The following is a 20,689-nucleotide window of genomic DNA, read 5'->3' as shown; positions in this document are numbered from 1 at the left end:
TCCTATCGTGTGCCGAAAACGGTCTCGACCGTGCCGCCCGTTTTCTGCACGATGCCGCGGATCAGAGCCCGCATTTCCTGCGGCCCGGCCAGCTCGACGACGATGCGTGTCGGGCCCGCGCCGGCAGCCATGCCACCGCCCGCGCCGCCGAGGGCCATCCCAGGGAGGGCCCCGGTGAGGCCGCCGAGCTGCTGCTGAAGCGCCGGGGTCTGGTCGTTGATGCCCTGCTGGAAGCCCTGCATCAGCAGGCGTCCGGCGGGGCGCAGGATCCGGGCGTCGACTGCGGCCGGCCCTTTCCAGTCCGGGAGCATGTTGGTGATCCCGCCGAGCGTGGACCGGATGGAGCCGATCTTCGACCTGATGCCGTCGATCAGGCCCCCGATCAGCCGGGCGCCCGCGTTCCACAGGACGGACCCCAGGTCACCGAGGGCGGACGCGGCCTGACCGGGGATCTCCCGGATGCGGGCGATGGCCTCGTCTCGCCTCTCCCTCACGCCCTGGTTGAAGCGCCCGCCAGCCTCTTGGATGCGCGCCCACAGCACAGGCGCCAGGCTGGCGAGTGCAGCACCGGCACGCGCAGGCAGCTCGACGAGCAGCCGAACGAAGAAGTCGACTGCGCCCTTGACCATGGTTTTGGCGGCGTCCCAGGCGCCGGAGAAATCTCCCTTGAGGAGCAGGACGATCGCGTTCAGCGCGGGGATGATGACCGAGTTGATGACCCGGCCGAGCTCGTTCGCGAACATCCCGGCCAGCTTCGCGATGGCCTCGATGATCGGAATCAAGATCGGCGTCATCTTCGTCAGGATGTTGGCGACGAGCAGGATGAGCTGGGCGATGACCGGGGCCAGCGCCACGAGGAGCTGCGCGAACATCCCGGCCAGCTTGGCAATGAGCGGCGCGAAGGCGGTCACCTGCGCCGAGATGATCGGCAGGACCGCCTTCACGAGGACCATCAGCGCGTCCACGATGGGCTGGATGACCGGGATGAGCGCGGCAAGGATCGGCTCCAGCGCCGACATCAGGATTTCCGCGAGCTGCGCGACGAGCGGCGCCAGCGCGGTGAAGACGTTGGCGACGAGCGCCAGCAGCGGGGTGAGCGCAGGCAGGAGCTTGGCCACGAGCGACCCGATGACCGGGAGGAGCGGGGCCACCGCGTCCAGCAGTGAACCCACCGCGACCGCGGCCATCGTCAGGACCGGCCCGAGTGCAGCGATGACCGGCCCGAGTGCGGCGCCGAGCAGGGTGATGATCCGCTGGATGGGCGGCCCGAGCGCGGTGAAGACCGGCGCCACAGCCTTGAGGGCCATGACGATCAGCGGGCCGACGGTCTGAGCGAGCGTCGCCATGGTCTGGAAGATGGCCCTGAGGCCCCCCTGAACCTCGGGGCTCGCGAAGGCCGTCTTGAGAGCACCCGTGATGGCCAGGAGCGTCCCCATGAAGCCGCCGCCGGACGTCTCCGCAGCCTTGAAAACCGAGCCGATGACGGAGCCGATGTTGCCGATCACCGTGCCGAGCTGCTTGACGATCACGATGGCCCGCTCGATGGCCCGTTCCACGCTGCCGTTCTCGAAAGCGCGGGTGAACTGCTCAGAGAGCCGGTCCGCACCCGCGCCCGCAGCTTTGGTCAGGCGGCCAAAGGCGGGTGCCGCGGCGGCACCGACCTGCGTCAGGGCAACGACAATTTGGGAGGGGACAGCGGCCAAGTTGTAGAGCCCGTTGGTGGCGCCGGAGAGCGCCTTGCCGAGCGTGCCCGACATGGACAGGCCCACGACGGCGTTGCCGACTCCGCGGCCCATCAGGTTGAGGCTGGAGGCTGCGTCCTCCATCTTTTCGTGGAGGACCGGCAGGGTGTACTTGCCGAGGTCTTTCAGGACCTTGTCGAACTTGTAGAAGAGCTGTTCCTGGACGCCCTGCTGTAGGGCTTTGATCTGCGGCTGGAGGGTGCGGACTTCCTTCGCGAACGCCTGCGCGGACGGCGCAAGGTTCTTGATCGCCTCGGCGAAAGCTTCCGGGTCGGACGGGTTCATCGCGGCCTTGACCGCGTCTCCGACACCCTGCATACCGATCTTCAGGGTTTGCGTGGCGAGGACCATCGTGAACAGCCCGGCCACCGCGAGGCCGGCCGCCGGTGCGATCTGCGCCACCAGGCCGACAAGACTGGCCACCAGCGGCACGGCGGTACCGACCGCGGCACCGAATTTGCCGAAGGCCATGGCGACGCCGCCAATTCGGCCCGCCATGGCGCCGAGCCGCTCCGTGTTGATGTTGATGCCGCGCAGGCCGTTCACGGCACGGCCGAGACGAGCGCCAAGTGAGTCGCTGAAGTCGTCCGCAGCGCGCGCCAGGGCCCGGAACCGCATGGCCATGGTCCGGGTTTCCACCTCGACCACGGCGTTGGTCTCGGTGGTCTGGGTGGAGACGTCTTCGAGGGCGCCCTCGACGGTCTGGAGCGCCCGGTCCATGACTGCCGACTCCGTGATGAACCGGCCAGCCAGGCCACGCAGCCGGCCGCCCGCGTCAACCGTGAACCCTTCGGCACTCAGCTGGGCGCGGGCCAGACCGCGCACCAAGTCTGATTCGTCGGCGCGCACGACAGCGACGAGCTCACCGATGGTCATGGCCATGGGGGCGCCCCCTTCGAGGTCAGCTGCGAAGGGCAGCGCGGATCATGGCGTCGTCATCGATCACGGCGAGCTGCTTGCCGGCCAGCTGCATGAAGCTGGACTCCGCTGGCAGGCCGTACATGTAGGCGCGGAAGGTGCGGCGGCTCAGCCGCGCGAGACCTTCCGGGGTGATGCCGTAGCGCGCCCGGAAGTCGGCTTCGAGCGCCCACCAGTACTGGCGGATGAGGCGCGCCTCGCGGCTCGGTTCGGGGCGGCCGCCTGGGCTTTTCCCTCGGCCTCGGCCTTCTTGACCAGCTCGTGCGCCTGGGCGAATGTCAGGTCGCTGCCGCTGGCGTGCGCGAGGCCCCAGGCCAGGACGACCTGGAACTCGGTCAGGCCCATGCCCTTCTGTCGCCAGGTGCTAAGGGTGTCCGGGCCGACGTTGAAGAGGAACGCGACGAGTTCGGCGATGTCCTCCTCCTGCTCGGAGTCCTGGAGGTCGGCCATGCGCTGTTCCAGGACCATCGGCACGTCGACCGGGACCCGCACGGTGATGCCGCGGATGGTCTCCGTTCGGGCGCCGCTGACCTCAGCCCAGTACGCGTCGAAGGAGTCCGGCGCCTGCCGGGTCTTGGGCACGGTCACGACTTGACCGCCGTCGTGGACGGGCCAGAGCGGGTGAACGTGGCGCTCCAGCTGACCTCGTCGTTGTTGCCGCCGCCCTGGTCGCCGAGCGTGATGCGGGCCTTCGTGAAGACGACCCACGAGGTGTCCGTGACGTGCGCGTACCGGAAGCCCGTCAGGGAGTCCGGGCCGAGGCGCTCGTTCATGCCCTCGACGATGGTCTGCCCCGGGTCGAGAGCGAACGTGACCGGGTCCCGCAGCCGGAAGCCCTCCAGCTGCACGGATTTGCCGATCTGCATTTTGTACGACTCGGACTGACCGGCGCTGCCGAAGGTGGTGATGTCGGTGGTCTCCTCCTCCTCCGACTTGGTCCACGTGTTGATCGCGCCGACCGCGATGTCCACCCAGGTGCCGGGTGCGTTGTAGTCCTCGATCTGGAAGCGCGCATCACGCGCGTTGTACGTGGTCACTGCCATGGCTGTTCTCCTCCGGGCATGGCGAGGAGCCCGTCGGCAGTGCCGTACGGGCTGAAGGAACGGGGGGTGGGTCAGACGCGGTGCGCGGTGATGCTGCGGACCCGCATCCGCAGGTTGCACACATGCTCGTGGCGCCGGTTCTCGTCCGTGCCGATGCCGGCCACGGCTTGGTTGGCGCGGGAGAGCAGCAGGTAGGTGCCGTCGGGGAGGGTGGTCTCGCCGAGGCCGTGGAGCTCGCTGCGGATCGACTCGCACAGCTGGCGGCTTACGCGGGGGTCGGTGGTGCCGCGTACTCGGACTTGGACGGGGGCGTCGTCGTAGCCGAGTTGGCTGTCGGATTCGCCGCCGTCGTCGTAGACGGTCAGGACGATGCACGCGTCCGGGGTGGAGGGCTTGGCTTCGAGGAAGATGTTGCCGCTGGCGCCGGTCGGGTCGTAGACGCCGAGGCCCTGTCCGGCGAGGTGCCGGGCGAGGCCGTCGAGGAGGTCAGCCACGCAGCCACCTCCGTAGCGGCACCTGCATGAGCCGGAGCATGACGTCTCTGTCCCGGTTGAAGGGGATCTCCAGATACTTCGCGGAGCGGCCGGGGAGGTGCTTCCAGGTCAGCTCTTCGTGCTGGCGGCGGGCGTACACGGTGTCGTAGGTGACGAAGCCGTCCGTTCCGGCCCGAACGACCCGGCCCGACCGTTCGAGGGTGCCCTCGTCGAGCGGCACCAGCTTCCGGGACTCGGTGAGGAGGTGCTCCAAAGCTCTCTGGAGGCCCTCCTCGGCTGCGGCCCGGCCGCGGGTGGTCGCCCCGAGGCGGCCGCCCTGCCAGCTCATGCGCACGTACTGGCTCACGTGCAGGTCACCTCCCGGTGGTCCGGTGTCGGCAGGCCGGCGCCGCTGTAGAGGGTGGAGGTGATGACCGAGGCGACCCGCCCGGAGGGGAGCGTCACCCGGGACTCCGGGGGGCATTCCTGATCGGGGAACAGCCAGATCTTCGTGGCCGTCGAGGTGATCTCCTCGCCCTCCTTCGTGCGGGCGGTGCGGGTCGTCTCCTCGGTGTAGGCGCGCGCAGTCACGGGCGCCGCGTACTGAGGCCCGTACGCCGTCTCTCCGATGTACGCCTCGATGGTGATCGTGTACCGCAGGAGCCAGCCGGGGATGGTGCTCACCAGGCCACCATCCCGAGCTGGATACGGTCCGGGGTGAGGTCCGGGGCCTGGAGCGCGTCCCACACTGCGGGGGCGATCTGCCGGGCTGGGGAGTCCGCCCCGGACACGGCGGTGACGGACCGGCCGAGGTCGACAGAGCCGATCCTCGCCGAGCCGTAGCCCACGCCGGCGGCCCCGACGGTGTCGCCGACCTCGACGCCCCATTGGGCCTGCGCGCACACTGCGTCGGCGAACGCGGCGGCCACCACCGTGTCTGTGGGGAGGCCGGTGTCGTCGACGGCGTACACGCAGTACCGGAACACCTGCGCGTCGAGCATGGCGCTCGCGCGGGCGAGCCGGTAGTCGATGTTGGCGGGCGGGGCGCCCCCGGTGTGCGTCTCGTACTGCTCGGCGGTGGCGTAGATGCGGGCCATGCCGCCACCTCCTACGCGCTGGAACCGATGATCACGATGTCGTAGGACACCGAGGTGGAACCAGCCGAGTTGGTGATCTTCAGGATGTCGCCGGTACCCGCCGTGACCGCGTAGGTCGTGGCGTCCGCCGCACCCGCACCGAGCATGATGAACGCGCCCGGGCGGAGGGTGATCGTGCCCGTGCTGTTGAGCGCGGTGATCCACGGGTTGGTTCCCGCGCCGATGACCACGTTGTTGGTGTTCCCGGCCGCAGCCGCGATCACGATGGCCTTGACCTTCGCGAAGGTGAGCGTCGCCCCGTAGATGTCCACGAGGCTTCCGGCCAGGTCGATGTCCTCCGTCGCGGACGCCGCGAGCGTGCGGGTGTCCGCGAACCGCAGGTCTGCCTTGCCGGCGCCGGTGCCGGTCGCGAGGTACGCGCCGTACCGCTTTGACAGGTTGTCTGCAGCCGTCGAAAGGTCTGCGGTCTTGGTGTAGATCCCATCGACGGTCACGCCGATTGTGGTGGTCAGAGCCATGTCAGCCCCCTCACGTGGCCACGACGTACGGCACGAACTGCTTGGCCGTCGGCGTCGCGATGGTGGCCGGCGCGGTCGTGGTGAGCGCCGAGCCGGACGACTGGGACAGGTTCCGCTCACCGGTCACGATGGCCGGCGCCGCGCAGGCACCGAGCAGGGTCGGCGGGGTCGTCGCCGTGACGTTGATCGCCGCCCAGTAGACGCCGGTCTTCGGCACCGTGTAGGCGGCTGCGAGGGCCTTCGTCATCGTGGTGTTCGCGGCCCACGCGGTGGACGTCTGGTCGGCGGTCTGCGCGAGCAGGGCCGGGGTTGCCGCGTCGGAGTACAGGGCGAACCACCATGCGGTGGGCGTGCCGGCCGCCGTCGCTCCGGAGCGGAAGCTGAGGTTCGTGATGACGTCTCCGGCCTGGAGGTAGATCGGCACGGAGGTCATCACGCCGGTGGCGAGGGCCACCTGGCCGGAGTCGCTGGCCGAGTCGTACAGGCCCACGCGCGGCAGGTTGCGCCGGTAGAAGGTGTCCGGGCTGGCCGGGTCGGCCAAGTTGATGTGCGCGAGCGCGTCGCGCACGTTGCGGGTGTAGGCACCGAGCTGGCTCACTGGTCAGCCCCCTTCGGAGTCGTCTTGCGGCTGCTGGCGGGCTTCTCCGGCTCGACCTCGTCGACGCCGTAGCCCTGGGACCGGAAGTAGGCCAGCGCCCGCGCATACGGGTGCTGCACGTCGTCCGGGACGTCGATGTCGGCGGTGCCGCCGGTGAAGTTGACGCCCGCGGAGACGCCGGTGAAGTCGATGACGGGCGCGGTGATGCGGTACTGCATGCGGTCCACCCCTCTCAGACGACGTCGATGCCGCGGAGCACGCCAGCGGCCTTCGTGTTCTTCACGACGAGCGCGGCCGGGCCCATCTCGATCTCGCCGGTCTTGACGGCGCCAGCGGTGGAGAAGTCCGGCAGCCACGTCTGCACGATGGGCTGGCCAGCGGCGGACGCGGCGTGGACGGAGTCGAGGCCGAAGGTGACCGCGTACAGGTCCGTGCTGGAGCTGGAGACGGGGATGATCGGGGATGCGCCGTCGGCCCGGTCGCCGAGGTCGACGAGGACCCAGTCTCCGTAGCGCTCGATCTTCCGACCGAGGGAGTCCTGCTCCATGCTGTAGAGCGCCGCCCAGCGGGCCAGCGCCTTGAACCGGGTGATGCTCTTGGTGTTGCCGAGGATGGCCTTCGTGCCGGGCGGGAGAGCGCCCGGGGTGCCCTGGTCGCCGCCGCCGGTGTGGGAGGGGACGATCGAGGACAGCCACTCGTCGACCTCGTCGAGGCGGGCCATCGCCAGGGGCTGCGTGATGACGGTGGCTGCGGTCCAGTCCGCCACGACCGCGGTGCGCTCGGTGGAGGAGCCGACGAGGAGCTTGGACAGGCCGTCGTAGCCGTTCGCGTCGACCGCGGTGTCACCGAGGATGAGTTCCTGGGCGAAGCGGGTCCGGATGGAGGTCTCCAGCTGCTGCATCTGGAACGTGACCTCGTTGGTCGCCGCGGCGCCGAGGTTCTTCAGGACGCGGTCGACGGAGAACGAGCCACCCATGGGCTTGAGGTCCACGGTGTAGCGGGTCCGGGTCGCCTGCCCGGGCGTGTACTCCGAGTTGATCGCTCGGAACGCGGCCGGGGCGGCGGTCGTCAGGCGGGTGTAGCCGTAGGTGAGGCTTCCGCCGGCGGTGCCGGGGGTGACCGTGTCGTCGAACACGATCTGGTCGAGCAGCCAGGAGTAGCGGCGGAGGTTGTCGATGACGGCGTAGTCGATGTCCGCCTGGGTGTTCACCTGCGCCTGCGCGAGGGTGATGGGCATGGATGGCTCCTTGGTGTCAGCCGCCGCTGAGGGCGGCGGCTACGGCTTGTCCGAGGGAAGCGGGGCGTCCTGTGGTGCCGGGCCCGCCGGCGAAGTCGCCCCCGCCCCGCCTCGGCACCTGGCCGCCGCGGAGCTGCTGGTTTTGCTCGACCGCAGCCGTGATGGCGGCGTCGAGGAGGGTGGCGAAGTCCGCCCCGGTGGGGTCCAGCCCCTGGACGGAAGTGAGGAAGGCCCTGCTGTCGAGCAGGGCGGCCGCGTTCGCTCCGAGGCGGGCTGCCGCGCCGTGCACGGCGAGCTCCACGGCCTGGGTGCGGGCAGCGGTTTCCAGCTCGGCGATGCGGCTGGTCTGGGTGGTGATGGTCTTGGTGAGCTCGGCAGGGTCGGCGGGCTTGTCGTCCTTGCCGATCTCCTGCGCGAGCTGCTGGCGTGCCTGCTCGGCAGCGTTGGCCTTCGCGGTGGTCCGTTCCTTGCCGGCTTCGGCCCGCGCGTCGGAGATCGCCTTCTGCGCCCACTCGGGCAGGGACTTCACGTCGTCCTCGGGCGGCGCCGGGGGCACGGCCGGAGGGGTGGGCGTCACTGCCGGGGGTGTTGCGGGCGGCGGGCTACCGGCGGGCGGCATGACCGGAGGGGTTCCGCCGGAGGCGCCTTCGCCCTCGCCGCTGCCACCCGCGATGGCGTAGATCGGTGACCCGTTGCGGCGCCAGCCGAGGATCGCTCCCGCGACGTGCGTGGCCTTCGGGTGACGGAAAGGGATGGTGTGCATGTGCCCTCCTGGGGCGCATCGGGCCCGCGCCTGGCGGGCGTTCAGCGTGCTTGGCCGATCTGCTCGCGCGCCGGCTTGCGGACGATCGCGTCGTGCGCGGCCACGTTGGCGCGGGCCGCGGCCTGCCACTCGCGTACCTTCGCGGCGGCGGCCTTGCGGGTCCTCTCGTCGATCGCGGCGGCTTGGCGGCGCTTCCACTGGCGGATGTGCCGCTCGATGGCGCGCTGCCGCTGCGAGTCCTGGTAGGTGGTGCCGGGCGTCGCGTCGTGCGGCGGCCGGGTGGTCACCCCGGGCAGGTAGGCGCCGAGGCTGTGCCTGCAATTCGGGTGGAACAGACCAGCCGCGCGGGCCTCGGCGAGGCTCCCAGCGACGTGCACGGCTACGGTCTCCGTCCGGGCGAACAAGCCGCTCGGCTGGACGGCGTTGTCGAGGCGGACCGTGCGCGCCCCTGGGGCACCCTGGAGGGCCAGGATCTCGCCCTCCCAGGGCCGGCAGCGCTCGCACTCCAACGGGGCGTCGGAGACCATCACAAGCGCCGCCCCGATCTCGGCGAGCGCGTCGATGTGGCCCTCGATCGCGGCCCGCGCGGTGATCGACCGGACGGCCATCTCCGCGTAGGCGGCAAGCTCCCAGGCATGGCCGCGGGAGTCGATGAAGCCGGTGACGCCACGGCGCGCGAAGTCGTTCAAGGCGCGCTGGCTGGCGTCGCGGCGGGTCTGCCCGGTGAGGAGCTGCGTGCTGGCCGCCCGGGACGTGACGTTGCGGAACACATCGAGGACGGCGCGGGTGATGCGCTGGTACAGCGGGCGGGTGTCCTGCGCGTAGGAGGCAGCCAGCCGGTCAACTGCTGGCGCCCCGGGAAGGATCCGGCGGGCCTGGAGCTCCCGGCCGATGTCGAGAGCGCCGAGCTCGGCGACCGCGGCTTGCCGGCCTCGCCCGTAGGCCGTGGCTAGGGCCTGGGCTACGGCCCCGTTCGCGTCGGTCTGGAGCGCCTGAGTGACCGCCTCGACGGCCTCCCGGAGGTCGCCGACGGAGCGGAGCTTCAGTTCGGCCCAGCGGGGACTGTCGATGCCCTCGGCGAGGGCTTTGCGGAGGATCTCGATCAGGGCGATCTCGGCGTCCTCGTACAGCACGGTGATCGCCGCGGCGAGGTCTTCGGCCATGGCCGGGGAAACGGGCATTAGACCGCCTCCTCACCGCCAGAAGCGCCGAAGCCGGGCGCGCCCAGGTCCTCGGCGCCGGTCATCGTCGGGTCGGCGACGAGCGCGCCGGTCTCCTTCAGGATCCGGTCGGTCTCTTCCTTCACCGCGGTGTCGTCCCAGTCGGGGTTCCGGATCCGGACCTTCATCTCGGTGCTGACGGCGGTGCCGCGGGCGAGGAGCTCGATCGTCTCGGCGACCGTCTTGGGGTCCTCCGAGACGGAGTCGGCCAGCTCGATGTGCGGCCGCTCGGGCGTCACGGAGGAGAACCCGAGGGCCTTGTCGAGTTGGAGCACGGTCTCGATGAACGAGGCGAGCTCGGGAATCCAGTAGCCGCCCTTCTGCCCCTTGGTGAGGAGCGAGCTGCGCTCCTGGGAGACGACTTCCGTCGCGGTGATCGCGGTGGAGTCGCCGAGGCCGAAGGACTGAGCGGAATAGCCGGCAGACTCGACGGCCTTGCGGCTGAGAGCCCGCCAGGACTGCTCGTGTTCGGTGACGCGGATCGCGAACTGGACCATGGTCAGGCCTTCGCCGGAGGTGGGCGATGCACTGATCGGCGACCAGACTTCCTTGTCGTCGTCGAAGGAGACGCCCTTGCCGAGGCCCTCGGAGTTCAGGTAGCCGGCGGGGACGACGAGCCGGGCTTTCGCAAGGCGGATGTCCCGCATCCACGACGTGTACGTCTCGTCGAGGGACATGAACAGGTCGCGGATGCCGTCGTCCTGCCAGTCGGAGCGGCCGAGCATCGAGCCTCGGTACTTGCGGTTGGGCCGCATGTTGGGGATGTAGCAGCAGGTCAGGCCCTTGACGCCGGTGGTGATGGTCTCGCCGTCGGCGTTCAGGCTCGCTGCGATGGCCTCGGTGTCGGGGTGTTCGGTGAGCGGGACCCGCATGCCCAGGTTGGTCGCGGTGCCTTCGAATAGGGCGTGGAGGACCTTGCCGGGCTCGTGACGCTCCAGGTGGCGCAGCACGCGGTTGCCTTCGCGGAGGACCTCCCGCCACAGGGTGATGCCGGTCAGTACGCCGTACCGCCAGTCGGGGATGACTCCGTCGGCGTGCACGGCGGTCATCAGCGGGCGTTGGGCGAGGTCGATATCCCAGGTGACGCGCAATGCTGTGCCCCCGAGCGCGGACGCGACCTCCGCGCCTTCCCTCAGGGTGGCGTCGAAGCCGCCCGCGTCGGAGATCTCCTCCCACCGGTCTTGGGTCTCCGTGGTCTCGAAGGACACGGTGGGCGGCTCGGCGAAGAGCAGGGCCGCACTCTTCGCGGCGATGTCGGCGGCGAGCGGCACGTGCAGCCGGTTGTCGCGGCGACCCATGGGGCGGGGCCGCTCCCAGAACCGCCAGGGACGGCCGGCAGAGTCCCGTTCACTGGTGCCGTAGCCGAGGCCCTCGGTCGCGTAGACGCGGCGGAGTCGGGCCTTGTCGCCGGAGTACCAGGCGTCATCGATCGCCATGTCGGCGAGCTGCGGGGCGATGGCGGGCGGCGGCCACGGCACGTTGTTCTCAGGCAGCGGCACTGGTCGCCTCCTCGTAGTCGATCAGATGGCGCCACTCGTGCACGGTGGAGTGCAGGGCGTAGCGGAGGGCGTCTGCGGAGTGGTCTTCCAACTTGAGGGGCTTGTCCTCGCCTCGTTCGGCGGCCCGCTCGTCCCAGGCGTAGCCGGGGAGTTCGCCGAGGAGGCCCTCGCAGGAGCGGTGGATGCGGAGCAGGCCGGAGCCGAGGGCGACGCCGACAGAGCGGATCCCGTCCAAGACGTCGTTGACGGCCGGGGAGATGCCGGGCACGCGTTCGGTCCAGAGCTGGTTCATGAAGCTGGCCGCCGAAGGGTCCACAAAGATCCATTCGGGGCGGACGCCACGGTCTGAGCCCTGCTCGCTGGGCCGGCGCACGTTCGCGAGCCACTGGCGGACATTCAGGGAGTACTGGGCGTCGGTGAGCTGCCGGTGCGCGAGGACGCTGTCGTGCCGGTACTCGGACACGGCGTACAGGTGGTCATCCTCGCCCTGCCCGATCAGGACGGCGCTGAAGGGGTTCACAGTGCCGTAGTCGATGCCCACGCACGTCCAGCGGCGCATGTACGGGAGGATGTCGACGACGTGCCGGTGCTCGTCGAACATGTCGTAGACGGCGCCGCTTGCGAGGCACCATTCGCCGAGGATGAACCGCCGGTACCAGAGCCCCACATACTGGGCTTTGAGGCGTTCGACGAACCCGGGGTCGAGGCTGGGGTTGTCGTCGAGGGTGAAGTGCCAGTTACGCAGGCCGACCTCGGCGCCCCGAAGGATGAAGTCCTTCCGTAGCCAGTGGAACGGCCCATCAGGGTTCGTCGTGGCCAGGAGCCGGGATTCGGCGCCGACGCGCAGCCGGGACAGGAGCATCATCCAGAACGGGTGCGGCACCAGCGTGGCCTCATCCACGTAGGCGAGAGCGATCGTAGAGCCGCGGATCCGGCCCTCCGCGCGGGCGTCCGACGCGCCGACGAGGTGCACGGTCCGGCCGAGGATTACGGCCGTCGTGCTGCCGTTGGTGTGGATGATGTGCTTGGCGAGCGGCCCGAACAGGTGCGTCGACTGGAGCGGGTCGATGATGTTCCGCTCGATGGTCTGCAACGTCCGACCGACGATGACGATCAGCCCGTGGTCGGGGGCGACCGCGAGGCGCATCAGGAACGCGATCAGACTCCCGATCGTCTTGCCGCTGGACACCGCCCCGGACCACAGGGCGATGGGCGCGTCCTGGGACTCAACGATGGACCGGATTTGGGCCGGCGAGAGAGGCAGGGGAACGTCACGGAGCATCACCGTCCCCCTCGGTCACCTCGTTCATCGCGGTGTAGGCGGCGGTGAGGCCGGCGGCGAGCTGCCCGAGCATCGACTTTGCGTCGTCGATGCCGCCGTTGGAGTCGATCGATTCGAGCTTGACGGCCTGGTTCATGGCCAGCGCGGACGCGTTGAGGAGGTTGCGGACGTCAGCGGATGGCAGGTCGGCTGCGGTGTAGCGGACGACTTTGCCGATGCTGACCTCGACGATGTGGTGCTCGTCGCGCTCTAGGCGGGCCAGGATTTTCTCTGACTGGGCGTAGAGGCGTTCGGTGAGGGCGATGCGGCGGGTCCGGCCGTCGATGACGCGGGCCTGCGTGGCGATGGCGGTCTTGGTGCGGTCGAAGGTGAGGCCGAGTTCGACGGCGAGGTGCGAGATGGTGCGGCCGCTCCGGTCCATCCTGCGGGCGATCTCGTTGCGGCTGTGGCCTTCGGCGTGGAGGCGGCGTAGTTCGTCGTGTTCGTCCGGGGTGACCGGGATGTGGGGGGCCTGTTTCTGTGTGGCCATCCCGGTCACCTCCAAGTGTCAGCAGCCGTCGTACTTCCAGGTCCCGGCCTCGCGCGCCCAGGGCTGCGAGGTCTGGTTCAACTTGGGCACCGAGTACGTGTACGAGACGCGGGCGAGGTCGCCGGCGAGCTGGTCGATCGTCAGGGTCTGGATTTCCTGCTTGCCGTAGGCCTTCGCCGCGGTGTCCACGATGATCGTGAAGACGTCGGCGTCGCCGGCCTTGTCCTGGCAGCGCTTCGACAGTGCGGCGTATGCGGCGGCCCCATCGGGCTTGAAGTAGGCGGCACTGTACGCGCGGACGGCCTTCTCCAGGTCGACTCTGGCCGGGTCGACCTTCGGTGACGGCGAGGAGGTGGGCGCCGGCGCGTCGACCGGGGCAGGCTTCGGGTCGCTGGATGAGCAGCCGGTGAGGGCGAGGAGGCCTGCGGCGGCGAGGGCGGTGATGGTGTGGTGTGTGCGCATCGCGCCATGCTGGCCGGGGCCGGGCGGCTGTGGGGTGGCTGTGACGTACCTGTGACGCACGAAAGCCCCGCTCGGGGCGGGGCTTCAGGTCCGGGCACGCCGGACGTGAGGCCAGGATGGGGCACGGGCGCCGGTTTTGCAACTAGGTGCAGAAGAGCCCCGCCGGGCGATGGGGTCGCGGGGCGGGGCTCTTCGGGTGGCGCGCTGCCGTCCTCGGAGGTTGCCAGCGCGCCGACCCCTCCAGGTGTTGCGGTCACGCTACGCCCGGTCTGGCCGGAACAACACCCCTCACGCGTGGCTGGATTTCAGCCGTCAGTCCCGGCGGCGATCTCGTCACGGATCAGGTTGCGGTGTTCCTCGTAGACCAGGCGTGCCCGATCGCTTGGCACCCCGCCCGTGTCCAGGCCGCACGTGCATGTGACTGTGGTTTCACCGGTGGGCACACGCTCGGAGTATGTCGACCCAGGTTCCCAGTCGAGCACACGGCTGTGATTCTCAAAGCGAAGGTTGTGGCGGAAGACGGGCGTGCGCGGCTCGCTTGGGGTGAACGTGGCGCCGCTGTTGTCGAGGGTGAAGCGCTGTTCGCTCATGCTGTCCATCATCCCTTCTTCGGTGCGGACTGGGGCGGCGTCGGCGGCTTCTGCGCGGCGGCGGCCTGCCAGGGCGTGCCGAACCGGCGCAGCCAGTCGCGGAGGCGTTCCCAGCGGGAGGGCTCCGGCGGGAGCGGCATCGGGGCGTAGGTGATTCGGACTTCGATCGGCCCGGGCGCCGGCGGCGGAGGGGCCGAGTACCACCTTGGTTCGGCTGGTGGCGCAGGAGGTGGCGCCGGGGGCGGCGGCGGAGTGCGCCAGGGCGGCGCTTCGCCGGGCGCTGGCAGTCGCGGGGGGAGTGCGGCGCCGGGCGGGATGATCCGCGTCGGGGTGATCGGTACCTCGGTCATGAGCCACCGGCGCACGGGTAGTAGTCGGCGAATGCATCGGCCTGGCTCACAAGCTGCGCCGCGGCGGCGCGGAGGGTGTCGTGCCAGCGCCGGGCCGTCTCGTCGTCGGCGAAGGTGTAGGCCGGCCTGGCTGCCTCCAGGGCCTGAGCTGCGGCAACGGCTTGGGCCACGGCGGCTTCTGCCTCGACCACCTTGAGCGCCAGTCGTTCTCGCTTCGTCGGGGGTGCGGCCAGGATGGTTGCCACGCTGGCGCGGGAGACGTCGAGCTGGCGGGCGATCTCGCGGTGGGACGAGCCGCTCTGGGCGAGATGGCGCACGGTGGCGCGCTGCTCGGCCAGGGTGGCCGCGGTGGTCATCGGTGGGCCCCTGCGGTGGGCTGGATGATCACGGCGTACTCGCCGCGGGTGATGTCCCGGGTGATCTCCGGCATGACCGTGAGGAGGTCGCGGATCAGCTCGTCGGCGACGTCGGTCCAGCCGAGGGTGTCGGTGGCGTACCGCTGGGCGATGGCGAGGCGTGCGACGTCGGTCATGACGTGGTGGGAGCGGCGGTCGGTGAGGCGCTGCACGGCGTAGGTGAGGCCGGCGCGGACGCGCTCGTCGCGGGTGACCTGCCGGAGGGCTTCTTCGGCTTGGCTGGGGTAGGTCATCGGGCACCACCGAGGATGTGCGCGAGCGCGACGGCGGCCGGAGCGCCGGTGGTGTGCGCGGCCTCGACGAGCCGGTCGATGGGTGCGTTGACGGCGGTGATGATGGCGCGTGCCGTGGTGGGGAAGTGCTCGTCGTGGGACTGGATGGCGAGGCCGAGCATGGCGGCGACGGTGCAGCCGCGGCGCATTCGGTAGGCGTCGGACCTGTTTCGTGCGCCGTCCCAGGCGGGGAAGGGGCGGTCGTAGCCGAGGGGCAGGCGGCGGCCGTCGATCTGGTCGAGGTACTCCTGTGCGGCTTCGGCGATGTAGCGGCGGCGCCCGGGGGTGGTGGCGGCGAGCGCGGTGAGGGCGTGGTTGAGCTGGCGTCGCGCCGGGGTGGCGTTCTGACTCGGCTCGGTGGCCGGGGTCGGGGCGGTGGGGGCGATCGAGTCGGCGTCCGGCTGCGCGGAAGGGCGGAGCCGGGCGGCATACTCCGTCAACAGGGCGCCTTCGGCCTTGCGGTCGAGGGCGGCCACCCAGCCGCCGCGGGCCTCCGCCTCGCGGCGAGCGGCGGCGCGGTGTGCCGTGATGCCGGCAGCCTGCTCCAGCGCCTCGAAGCGGCGGCCGTGTGGTTCGCGGGCGGGCTTCCCGGCACGGGTGATGCAGCGGCTCCCGGCGGGGGCGTGGCAGGTCGGGCAGGTGGCGGTGGTGACGAGTTCTTCGGCGGTGACCTGGTCGAGGGCTTCTTCGGCCTGGCTGAGCTGGGTACGGTGTGTCATGGCTGTCCCCTGTTCGTGCAGGTGGATGGCTGGCCCCGGCCAATGGCGTTGCGAGCGCCGGCCGGGGCCGTTCTGTGTTCCTGGTACGACCGTAACGACTTCCTTGCCATGTGGCAAGGAAGTCAGAGAGAATGGTGCGCATGGCCGACGAGAGAGAGGGGCCAGACATGGTGAGCTTCAGGGAGTTGGCCAGACGGCTCGTCGAAGACGGCATCGTGCAGCGGATGACTCACCAGCGCGTCTCTCAGATCCGCCGCGACGACCCGGAGGGCTTCCCGCCCGTCGTCCCCGTCGGCCGGTCCATGGCCGTGGACTACCTGCTCGCGCGCCCGTACTTCGCCGGGCGGAAGTCGCGACAGGGGCAGCGCACCGACCTCAACAAGGAGTAACGATGATCAGCAATGGCGACCGCACCGACGTAGTCCTCGACGTGTACCAGGAGGACGGCGGGTACCGCGTCGTGATGGTCGGCGTGTTCGAGCCGGGTGCGGCCGTGCCGCCCGTCCCTGCTGGGGCGACGCGGAACGTCGTACAGGCGCTCATGGGGTTGGCTCTCAACGTCCGCGCGTTCGGTCTGGGGATGGCTGCCGCCGAGTAGCCGCACGCGCCGGAGCCCCCGACCCGTTTGGGCGGGGGCTTCGTGCTGTCCGGGTGCGTCCGGGCCCGTCCCGGGTGAGCCTGGTGGCATGGCGGATGAGACGGAGATCATCGTGCATCCCGTGTCGCCGAAGGGCGGCCGGAAGGTCACCGCGCACGTTCATGGCGTGGATGCGGACCTCGGCCGGGCGTTCGATCCGCTGGACGTGTCCGAGTTCCTCCGCCGGGCTGGCCTGGAGGATGTGGATCTGTCGGACGACGGGCCGATCCGGTGGGAGGGCGGCGGGCCCGAGGTGTGGACGTCGGGCCCGCCCGCCTGACCTACGCGGCCATGGTGTCGGCCATGGTCCACAGCCGCTCGCAGCCGGAGCAGCGAGCCATGGGCGGTGCGCCGGCCCCGGAGCGGACGGTGATGAGGCCGCCGCAGTCGGGGCAGGGGCGCGCGTCCTCAACGTCGGCGACGACCAGTCCGAGCACGCGGTCCATGCGAGTAACCGCCTCCCGCGCGATACCGGCGATGTGGCGCCGTCCTGCGTCCGTGAGGGGCCGGAAGGGGCCAGGGCGGGCCTCGACTCGCGCGAGGAGCCACAAGGCCGTGTACGGGGCGCGGGGGACGTTCCCGCGGAATCGCCAGCGCTTCGGATCGGCCAGGTCGGCGCGGGCGCGGGCGTTCCGGCGGGTGCGGTCGGCTGCCGGCCAGTCCGCGGTTGCGAAGGGGGTGGGTTCGATCTGGGACTGTGCCGCGATCACGTCGGCGCATCCGGCGAGGGCGATCTCGATGGTGCGCATCGCGTCGTGGACGTGGATGGACAGGGGCGGGCGGGTTGCGCCGAGCTGAGCCGGGTTCCGGTCGAGGGCAGCGCGGTGGCCGGCCCGCCAGCGGTCGTATTCGGCCTGTTCCACGTCGAGGGCGCGGAGGTAGTCGGTCATGCGGCCGGCGGGGGGCCAGGTGCCGTTGGTGCCGTCTTCGAGGGCGGTGGTGAGGCGGGGCCAGTCGGTGGCGATGGTGCGGAGTGCGGTGGCGGTGGTCATCGTTGCTCCTGGGGCTCAAGCGGTACGGTTTCCATCACCTGGGGCGCGCGCCTGTCCTGGCGAGTTCCGGCGCGCGCCCTCGCGCATGCGTGGGGCCGGTTAGCCCCAGTACGAGACGAGGACCCAGCCGGGCCGCTCCTGGTCGGGCGTGATGCCGAGCGCGGCCACGGCGGCGGCGAGGCGTTCGTCCCACTCGGGCGGGATGGCGGCCAGCTCGGTCGGATCGAGGATCTTGGCGTCGCCTCGGTACACGGTGATGACCTTCGCGGCGAGGACGTACATCGGGTGCTCGACGTGGCAGTACGAGTCCAGCTCGACGGCGAGGCGGGCCTTGGCTGCCTTCTCGCGTTCCCAGAATCCGCCGTCGGGGTTGTCGCCCCACTTCTCGGTGAGGCCGACGCTGGCGAGGAGACGGGCCTCGGCGGCGGTGGCGAAGTCGTCCTCGGCTTCGTTGTCGTACCAGTCGAGGTTGGGTTCGCCGTACTCTCCGGTCTCCCGGAACGTCCATCCGGCGTCGTCGCCGCCGAGGTTGTAGCCGTAGGCGAGGACGGCGTTGGTGCTGGTGCTCACAGGTACTCCTTGCTGGGCAGGACGGTCACGACGTCGCGGCTGTCGTCGTCGGGGAGGTTGGCGTAGGGGTTGCCGTGCTGCTCGTCGGGGTCGAGGCATGGCTCGTCGGCCCAGGCGGCCGGCCAGTGTTCGGGCTGGCCGGTCACGGGGTGGGCTCCGGCGGGGTCTCGCCGGGGCAGATGAACGGGTACGGCGGGTTGGTGCCGTGACAGGCCGGGCAGTCCTCGGCGTTTGCTCCGTTGCCGAGGTGGACGGGCGGCACGGTGGCTTCGTCCCACTGGTGTCCGCAGCGTCCGCACTCACGGTGAAGCCGCTGGTTGGCATGCCAGCCGATGGTGATCCCGGTGCGGGGCGCGTGGTGGCAGTCGCCGAAGGCCAGGTATTCGGTACTGGCGCCCTTGTGACCGCACTTGGCGCAGGTCGGTTCGTCGCCGGAGAACGGCGGGAGGGCGCTCACGGGCGGGACGCCTTGGGCTCGTCGAGGGAGGCACGGATGCGGTCGCGGAGGTCGCTTTCGGGGAGCCAGTCCACGGCCCGAGCGAGGAGCCCGAAGGCGTAACCCCATTTGGCCGCGAGGACGCTCGCTCGGGCCGTGAGCTCGTCCCGCTCGGCGTACAGCTGATCAAGGTCGTCCGAGGTGATCGTGTCGACGGTGTGCCGGGCGGGCTGGGCGGTCATCAGCTGCTCCCGTCGGGCTGGGTGCCGAGGATGGCGCGGGCCGCGGCGAGGGGGTGTTCGCTGACTGTCTCCTGCCAGGCGGGATGGGTGGTGGCGGCGAGGGTCGCGGCCTGCTGCTCCAGCCAGTCGGCGAGCGCGAGTCCGGTGGCCGGGCCGAGGAGCGCGAGGTAGCGGTTGACGGCCTCCAGGCGGGCGGCGTAGGTCTCGATGAGGACGCTGGGCTTCTCCTGGTCGTCCACGACGACGGGGCTCTTGCTGCCGAGGGTGTGGCCGGTGGACCAGGTGGTGCGGTCCTCGTGGATCGCCGCGGTGGCACGGTCGCGGAGTAGGGAGGCGGCGGCCTCGAGTTCTTCGGCGGGTGTCATCGGTGGCTCCTGCGGTAGAGGGCGCGGGTGAGGCTGTACAGGGCGCAGACGGCGATGGAGGCGGCGCACCAGCCGGCGGCCACGGCGAGGACGATCACGGCTCGGTCACCTCGTCGTCGTCCGGGTCCCAGGTGGCGAGGACGTCGCGGTTGGTGGTGGCCCATGCGTAGGTGGGGCAGGGCCAGCTCTGCTCACACTCGTCGCACAGACCCGAGGTCATGCCGCGGACCTGGTTCTTGCTGTGGCCCTCGGCGATGCGGGCGAGCCTGCTGGCGTCGCTGCCGTTGTCGTCCCAGACGATCTCTGTGGCGCCTCCGTGGCCGTGTACGGCCTTCGCGTCGGCGATGCGGTCCCAGTGGACGGTGGACGGCCGTTCGCCGAGCCAACGGACGCTCGCGGTGCCGTCGGGCCAGAGCACGCCGACAGCGACGATGCCGGTACCGGAGACGCCGGAGATGTCCTGATGGCGGAGGAGGTGGAAGCGGCGGGAGTTGGACATGGTTAGGCCTCCTTGGCGAGCTGGCGCAGTCGGGCGAGCACGGCTTCGTCCTCGCTGGTGAACCCGTCCTCGGACACCATGCGGTCGAAGGCGAGGTCGAGGGCGAAGGTGAGGAACTGGCGCTCGGCGGTGCTGAGGACGGCGGCGGCAGTGACGACGGCTCCGGGCGAGAGCACGGCCTGCGCGGTAGCGAGCTGCTCGTCGGTGATGCGGGCGCCGGGGAGCGGTACGGCCTGTCGGGCCATGTCGCGGCCCCCGGCAATGACCTCCTCCAGCTTGGACAGCGGCACCTTGACGGACGTACCCCGGAAGCCGCCGTCGGTGGTCTCGAACCACAGCGCAGGCTCCTCGTTGGGCTGCTCGCGCTCGACGGGGGCGATGCGCAGACGCTGGTCGTGCTCGTCGGTGTACTCGAAGCGGTTCACGGTCTGCTCCTTGATCGGTGGGATGCTCGGGGTGGCCGCCGGCCCGCAGGTCGAGTGCGGGCCGGCGGTCGGGCGGGTCAGGTGGACGGGGTGGTAGAGCAGCAGGCGGCGCGCCAGCCAGCCGGGATCTCCATGCGGATCGGGGTTCCGGGGGTGAAGCGCTCGCCACAGTGCTCGCAGGTCCCGGGGAACTGGGCGGGGAACCAGCGGCCCGTGGCCAGAAGACTGGTGTGCTCGCGGCGGGTCTCGGTCTCGGGGTCGGCGTGACCTAGGCAGTGGGCGCAGGCGTCGGCTGGCAGGTCGGTGAAGTCGCAGCGGGCCATGAGGCGGATCTCCTTCGGTGTGCGCGAGGCCGGACGAACCGGGGTGGCGGTCCGGTTAGGTGGCGGTCTGGGCTCGGTTTCGTTGGCGGATTGCGTACACGGTTCGCGGGTGGCAGCGGATTCGTTGTGCGATGGCCGCGTTGGTGAGGCCCTTGCTGGTGAGCTGGAAAACGGCTGCGGCTCGTTCGGCAGTGTTTAGGTGTGCGGGTGGGTCGCCTGCTGTGGCGCGTTCGACTGCCACTTCGTCCAGGTCGGCGGTGCGGCAGGTGCGGCAGTGTCTGCGGTTGTCGGATACCTGGGTGACGTCGTGGCCGGCGTGCTTTTGTGCGAACTTGCGGTGTCGGTAGGCGCGTTCGATGTCGTGGCGGCAGCTGCGGCAGAGGAGGGTTCCGTTGCAGTTGTAGAAGAGGTTGGTGTCGTCCAGTCGGTGTCCGCGGTGGCAGTGCTCGGGGATGGGGCGGAGGTGGTCCAT

35 protein-coding genes are annotated in these 20,689 nt (G+C 70.5%); 3 read left to right on the top strand and 32 right to left on the bottom strand.

Annotated features, from left to right (window positions below; translation table 11 throughout):
* Positions 1 to 2 precede the first annotated feature (2 nt).
* From J7F03_RS20805 to J7F03_RS20705, 22 genes are all read right to left on the bottom strand, one after another.
* Entirely contained in the window at positions 3 to 2,624 is a 2,622-nt protein-coding gene (locus J7F03_RS20805; RefSeq protein WP_214951552.1) for a hypothetical protein, read from the bottom strand.
* A gap of 144 nt (positions 2,625 to 2,768) precedes the next feature.
* The gene (locus J7F03_RS20800) at positions 2,769 to 3,248 is read right to left on the bottom strand and encodes a hypothetical protein (protein WP_214951550.1); all 480 of its coding nucleotides are present in this window, start codon (positions 3,246 to 3,248) and stop codon (positions 2,769 to 2,771) included.
* Positions 3,245 to 3,703, bottom strand: a complete 459-nt coding sequence (locus J7F03_RS20795; protein WP_214951548.1) for a phage tail tube protein — start codon at positions 3,701 to 3,703, stop codon at positions 3,245 to 3,247. The genes J7F03_RS20800 and J7F03_RS20795 overlap by 4 nt, the downstream gene beginning before the upstream one ends.
* A 71-nt stretch (positions 3,704 to 3,774) precedes the next feature.
* On the bottom strand, positions 3,775 to 4,197 hold the full coding sequence (locus J7F03_RS20790) for a minor capsid protein (protein ID WP_214951546.1): 423 nt from the start codon (positions 4,195 to 4,197) through the stop codon (positions 3,775 to 3,777).
* Complete coding sequence (locus tag J7F03_RS20785; RefSeq protein ID WP_214951544.1) at positions 4,190 to 4,543, bottom strand: minor capsid protein; 354 nt, start codon at positions 4,541 to 4,543, stop codon at positions 4,190 to 4,192. Before J7F03_RS20785 ends, J7F03_RS20790 begins: the two co-directional genes overlap by 8 nt.
* A complete protein-coding gene (locus J7F03_RS20780; protein WP_214951542.1) occupies positions 4,540 to 4,860 on the bottom strand; it encodes a hypothetical protein in 321 nt (106 codons plus the stop codon). The genes J7F03_RS20785 and J7F03_RS20780 overlap by 4 nt, the downstream gene beginning before the upstream one ends.
* The gene (locus J7F03_RS20775) at positions 4,857 to 5,273 is read right to left on the bottom strand and encodes a hypothetical protein (protein WP_214951541.1); all 417 of its coding nucleotides are present in this window, start codon (positions 5,271 to 5,273) and stop codon (positions 4,857 to 4,859) included. The genes J7F03_RS20780 and J7F03_RS20775 overlap by 4 nt, the downstream gene beginning before the upstream one ends.
* Positions 5,274 to 5,284: 11 nt before the next feature.
* Positions 5,285 to 5,791 carry a hypothetical protein gene (locus J7F03_RS20770; RefSeq protein WP_214951539.1) on the bottom strand — a complete coding sequence of 169 codons (507 nt, stop codon included), beginning with the start codon at positions 5,789 to 5,791 and terminating at the stop codon, positions 5,285 to 5,287.
* A gap of 10 nt (positions 5,792 to 5,801) precedes the next feature.
* Entirely contained in the window at positions 5,802 to 6,389 is a 588-nt protein-coding gene (locus J7F03_RS20765; RefSeq protein WP_214951537.1) for a hypothetical protein, read from the bottom strand.
* Entirely contained in the window at positions 6,386 to 6,607 is a 222-nt protein-coding gene (locus J7F03_RS20760; protein ID WP_214951535.1) for a hypothetical protein, read from the bottom strand. The genes J7F03_RS20765 and J7F03_RS20760 overlap by 4 nt, the downstream gene beginning before the upstream one ends.
* A gap of 14 nt (positions 6,608 to 6,621) precedes the next feature.
* Positions 6,622 to 7,626, bottom strand: a complete 1,005-nt coding sequence (locus tag J7F03_RS20755) for a major capsid protein (protein WP_214951533.1) — start codon at positions 7,624 to 7,626, stop codon at positions 6,622 to 6,624.
* 16 nt (positions 7,627 to 7,642) lie between these two features.
* On the bottom strand, positions 7,643 to 8,389 hold the full coding sequence (locus J7F03_RS20750) for a hypothetical protein (protein ID WP_214951531.1): 747 nt from the start codon (positions 8,387 to 8,389) through the stop codon (positions 7,643 to 7,645).
* A 41-nt stretch (positions 8,390 to 8,430) separates the two neighbouring features.
* Complete coding sequence (locus J7F03_RS20745) at positions 8,431 to 9,570, bottom strand: phage minor capsid protein (protein ID WP_214951529.1); 1,140 nt, start codon at positions 9,568 to 9,570, stop codon at positions 8,431 to 8,433.
* A complete protein-coding gene (locus J7F03_RS20740; RefSeq protein WP_308379813.1) occupies positions 9,570 to 11,108 on the bottom strand; it encodes a phage portal protein in 1,539 nt (512 codons plus the stop codon). The genes J7F03_RS20745 and J7F03_RS20740 overlap by 1 nt, the downstream gene beginning before the upstream one ends.
* On the bottom strand, positions 11,095 to 12,390 hold the full coding sequence (locus J7F03_RS20735) for a PBSX family phage terminase large subunit (protein ID WP_214951527.1): 1,296 nt from the start codon (positions 12,388 to 12,390) through the stop codon (positions 11,095 to 11,097). Before J7F03_RS20735 ends, J7F03_RS20740 begins: the two co-directional genes overlap by 14 nt.
* Positions 12,380 to 12,919 (bottom strand): helix-turn-helix domain-containing protein, encoded by a 540-nt coding sequence (locus J7F03_RS20730; RefSeq protein ID WP_214951525.1) that lies wholly within the window; start codon positions 12,917 to 12,919, stop codon positions 12,380 to 12,382. Before J7F03_RS20730 ends, J7F03_RS20735 begins: the two co-directional genes overlap by 11 nt.
* A gap of 18 nt (positions 12,920 to 12,937) precedes the next feature.
* Positions 12,938 to 13,381 carry a hypothetical protein gene (locus tag J7F03_RS20725; RefSeq protein ID WP_214951522.1) on the bottom strand — a complete coding sequence of 148 codons (444 nt, stop codon included), beginning with the start codon at positions 13,379 to 13,381 and terminating at the stop codon, positions 12,938 to 12,940.
* A gap of 305 nt (positions 13,382 to 13,686) precedes the next feature.
* The gene (locus tag J7F03_RS20720; RefSeq protein WP_214951520.1) at positions 13,687 to 13,971 is read right to left on the bottom strand and encodes a hypothetical protein; all 285 of its coding nucleotides are present in this window, start codon (positions 13,969 to 13,971) and stop codon (positions 13,687 to 13,689) included.
* Between the two features lie 8 nt (positions 13,972 to 13,979).
* A complete protein-coding gene (locus J7F03_RS42020; protein WP_285440474.1) occupies positions 13,980 to 14,111 on the bottom strand; it encodes a hypothetical protein in 132 nt (43 codons plus the stop codon).
* 206 nt (positions 14,112 to 14,317) lie between these two features.
* A complete protein-coding gene (locus J7F03_RS20715; RefSeq protein ID WP_214951518.1) occupies positions 14,318 to 14,677 on the bottom strand; it encodes a hypothetical protein in 360 nt (119 codons plus the stop codon).
* Positions 14,674 to 14,970: a hypothetical protein gene (locus tag J7F03_RS20710; protein WP_214951516.1), complete on the bottom strand. Its 297-nt coding sequence runs from the start codon at positions 14,968 to 14,970 to the stop codon at positions 14,674 to 14,676. Before J7F03_RS20710 ends, J7F03_RS20715 begins: the two co-directional genes overlap by 4 nt.
* A complete protein-coding gene (locus J7F03_RS20705) occupies positions 14,967 to 15,728 on the bottom strand; it encodes a hypothetical protein (protein WP_214951514.1) in 762 nt (253 codons plus the stop codon). Before J7F03_RS20705 ends, J7F03_RS20710 begins: the two co-directional genes overlap by 4 nt.
* Positions 15,729 to 15,868: 140 nt before the next feature.
* On the opposite strand from J7F03_RS20705, the gene J7F03_RS20700 reads away from it, so the two are divergent.
* From J7F03_RS20700 to J7F03_RS20690, 3 genes are all read left to right on the top strand, one after another.
* Positions 15,869 to 16,117, top strand: a complete 249-nt coding sequence (locus tag J7F03_RS20700; RefSeq protein WP_251072195.1) for a hypothetical protein — start codon at positions 15,869 to 15,871, stop codon at positions 16,115 to 16,117.
* 2 nt (positions 16,118 to 16,119) lie between these two features.
* Complete coding sequence (locus J7F03_RS20695) at positions 16,120 to 16,326, top strand: hypothetical protein (RefSeq protein ID WP_214951512.1); 207 nt, start codon at positions 16,120 to 16,122, stop codon at positions 16,324 to 16,326.
* A gap of 88 nt (positions 16,327 to 16,414) precedes the next feature.
* Complete coding sequence (locus J7F03_RS20690; RefSeq protein ID WP_214951510.1) at positions 16,415 to 16,645, top strand: hypothetical protein; 231 nt, start codon at positions 16,415 to 16,417, stop codon at positions 16,643 to 16,645.
* A gap of 1 nt (position 16,646) precedes the next feature.
* Here J7F03_RS20690 and J7F03_RS20685 read toward each other — a convergent pair whose 3' ends face one another.
* From J7F03_RS20685 to J7F03_RS20640, 10 genes are all read right to left on the bottom strand, one after another.
* Positions 16,647 to 17,357 carry a hypothetical protein gene (locus tag J7F03_RS20685; RefSeq protein ID WP_214951509.1) on the bottom strand — a complete coding sequence of 237 codons (711 nt, stop codon included), beginning with the start codon at positions 17,355 to 17,357 and terminating at the stop codon, positions 16,647 to 16,649.
* A 99-nt stretch (positions 17,358 to 17,456) separates the two neighbouring features.
* Positions 17,457 to 17,927, bottom strand: coding sequence for a hypothetical protein (locus J7F03_RS20680; RefSeq protein ID WP_214951507.1), 471 nt, complete (start codon positions 17,925 to 17,927; stop codon positions 17,457 to 17,459).
* On the bottom strand, positions 17,924 to 18,073 hold the full coding sequence (locus J7F03_RS20675) for a hypothetical protein (protein ID WP_214951505.1): 150 nt from the start codon (positions 18,071 to 18,073) through the stop codon (positions 17,924 to 17,926). The genes J7F03_RS20680 and J7F03_RS20675 overlap by 4 nt, the downstream gene beginning before the upstream one ends.
* Complete coding sequence (locus tag J7F03_RS20670) at positions 18,070 to 18,384, bottom strand: hypothetical protein (protein ID WP_214951503.1); 315 nt, start codon at positions 18,382 to 18,384, stop codon at positions 18,070 to 18,072. The genes J7F03_RS20675 and J7F03_RS20670 overlap by 4 nt, the downstream gene beginning before the upstream one ends.
* On the bottom strand, positions 18,381 to 18,605 hold the full coding sequence (locus J7F03_RS20665; RefSeq protein ID WP_214951501.1) for a hypothetical protein: 225 nt from the start codon (positions 18,603 to 18,605) through the stop codon (positions 18,381 to 18,383). The genes J7F03_RS20670 and J7F03_RS20665 overlap by 4 nt, the downstream gene beginning before the upstream one ends.
* Entirely contained in the window at positions 18,605 to 18,970 is a 366-nt protein-coding gene (locus tag J7F03_RS20660; protein ID WP_214951500.1) for a hypothetical protein, read from the bottom strand. Before J7F03_RS20660 ends, J7F03_RS20665 begins: the two co-directional genes overlap by 1 nt.
* Positions 18,971 to 19,064: 94 nt before the next feature.
* A complete protein-coding gene (locus J7F03_RS41105) occupies positions 19,065 to 19,469 on the bottom strand; it encodes a hypothetical protein (RefSeq protein WP_251072194.1) in 405 nt (134 codons plus the stop codon).
* Positions 19,470 to 19,471: 2 nt separating this feature from the next.
* On the bottom strand, positions 19,472 to 19,894 hold the full coding sequence (locus J7F03_RS20650) for a hypothetical protein (protein ID WP_214951498.1): 423 nt from the start codon (positions 19,892 to 19,894) through the stop codon (positions 19,472 to 19,474).
* A gap of 77 nt (positions 19,895 to 19,971) precedes the next feature.
* Positions 19,972 to 20,217: a hypothetical protein gene (locus J7F03_RS20645; RefSeq protein WP_214951496.1), complete on the bottom strand. Its 246-nt coding sequence runs from the start codon at positions 20,215 to 20,217 to the stop codon at positions 19,972 to 19,974.
* 55 nt (positions 20,218 to 20,272) lie between these two features.
* The gene (locus J7F03_RS20640) at positions 20,273 to 20,689 is read right to left on the bottom strand and encodes a helix-turn-helix domain-containing protein (protein WP_214951494.1); all 417 of its coding nucleotides are present in this window, start codon (positions 20,687 to 20,689) and stop codon (positions 20,273 to 20,275) included.

Source organism: Streptomyces sp. ISL-43 (assembly GCF_018614195.1).
Taxonomy (GTDB): domain Bacteria; phylum Actinomycetota; class Actinomycetes; order Streptomycetales; family Streptomycetaceae; genus Streptomyces.
This window is presented reverse-complemented; position numbering and strand designations above follow the sequence as displayed.

Coding starts and splice junctions, on each gene's coding strand:
- J7F03_RS20795 (WP_214951548.1), bottom strand. CDS start 3,703: ATGGCAGTGACCACGTACAACGCGCGTGATGCGCGCTTCCAGATCGAG.
- J7F03_RS20760 (WP_214951535.1), bottom strand. CDS start 6,607: ATGCAGTACCGCATCACCGCGCCCGTCATCGACTTCACCGGCGTCTCC.
- J7F03_RS20640 (WP_214951494.1), bottom strand. CDS start 20,689: ATGGACCACCTCCGCCCCATCCCCGAGCACTGCCACCGCGGACACCGA.
- J7F03_RS20705 (WP_214951514.1), bottom strand. CDS start 15,728: ATGACACACCGTACCCAGCTCAGCCAGGCCGAAGAAGCCCTCGACCAG.
- J7F03_RS20725 (WP_214951522.1), bottom strand. CDS start 13,381: ATGCGCACACACCACACCATCACCGCCCTCGCCGCCGCAGGCCTCCTC.
- J7F03_RS20715 (WP_214951518.1), bottom strand. CDS start 14,677: ATGACCACCGCGGCCACCCTGGCCGAGCAGCGCGCCACCGTGCGCCAT.
- J7F03_RS20735 (WP_214951527.1), bottom strand. CDS start 12,390: ATGCTCCGTGACGTTCCCCTGCCTCTCTCGCCGGCCCAAATCCGGTCC.
- J7F03_RS20805 (WP_214951552.1), bottom strand. CDS start 2,624: ATGGCCATGACCATCGGTGAGCTCGTCGCTGTCGTGCGCGCCGACGAA.
- J7F03_RS20710 (WP_214951516.1), bottom strand. CDS start 14,970: ATGACCTACCCCAGCCAAGCCGAAGAAGCCCTCCGGCAGGTCACCCGC.
- J7F03_RS20745 (WP_214951529.1), bottom strand. CDS start 9,570: ATGCCCGTTTCCCCGGCCATGGCCGAAGACCTCGCCGCGGCGATCACC.
- J7F03_RS20750 (WP_214951531.1), bottom strand. CDS start 8,389: ATGCACACCATCCCTTTCCGTCACCCGAAGGCCACGCACGTCGCGGGA.
- J7F03_RS20645 (WP_214951496.1), bottom strand. CDS start 20,217: ATGGCCCGCTGCGACTTCACCGACCTGCCAGCCGACGCCTGCGCCCAC.
- J7F03_RS20775 (WP_214951541.1), bottom strand. CDS start 5,273: ATGGCCCGCATCTACGCCACCGCCGAGCAGTACGAGACGCACACCGGG.
- J7F03_RS20755 (WP_214951533.1), bottom strand. CDS start 7,626: ATGCCCATCACCCTCGCGCAGGCGCAGGTGAACACCCAGGCGGACATC.
- J7F03_RS41105 (WP_251072194.1), bottom strand. CDS start 19,469: ATGTCCAACTCCCGCCGCTTCCACCTCCTCCGCCATCAGGACATCTCC.
- J7F03_RS20700 (WP_251072195.1), top strand. CDS start 15,869: ATGGCCGACGAGAGAGAGGGGCCAGACATGGTGAGCTTCAGGGAGTTG.
- J7F03_RS20660 (WP_214951500.1), bottom strand. CDS start 18,970: ATGACACCCGCCGAAGAACTCGAGGCCGCCGCCTCCCTACTCCGCGAC.
- J7F03_RS20690 (WP_214951510.1), top strand. CDS start 16,415: ATGGCGGATGAGACGGAGATCATCGTGCATCCCGTGTCGCCGAAGGGC.
- J7F03_RS20770 (WP_214951539.1), bottom strand. CDS start 5,791: ATGGCTCTGACCACCACAATCGGCGTGACCGTCGATGGGATCTACACC.
- J7F03_RS20720 (WP_214951520.1), bottom strand. CDS start 13,971: ATGAGCGAACAGCGCTTCACCCTCGACAACAGCGGCGCCACGTTCACC.
- J7F03_RS20665 (WP_214951501.1), bottom strand. CDS start 18,605: ATGACCGCCCAGCCCGCCCGGCACACCGTCGACACGATCACCTCGGAC.
- J7F03_RS20695 (WP_214951512.1), top strand. CDS start 16,120: ATGATCAGCAATGGCGACCGCACCGACGTAGTCCTCGACGTGTACCAG.
- J7F03_RS20685 (WP_214951509.1), bottom strand. CDS start 17,357: ATGACCACCGCCACCGCACTCCGCACCATCGCCACCGACTGGCCCCGC.
- J7F03_RS20730 (WP_214951525.1), bottom strand. CDS start 12,919: ATGGCCACACAGAAACAGGCCCCCCACATCCCGGTCACCCCGGACGAA.
- J7F03_RS42020 (WP_285440474.1), bottom strand. CDS start 14,111: ATGCCGCTCCCGCCGGAGCCCTCCCGCTGGGAACGCCTCCGCGACTGG.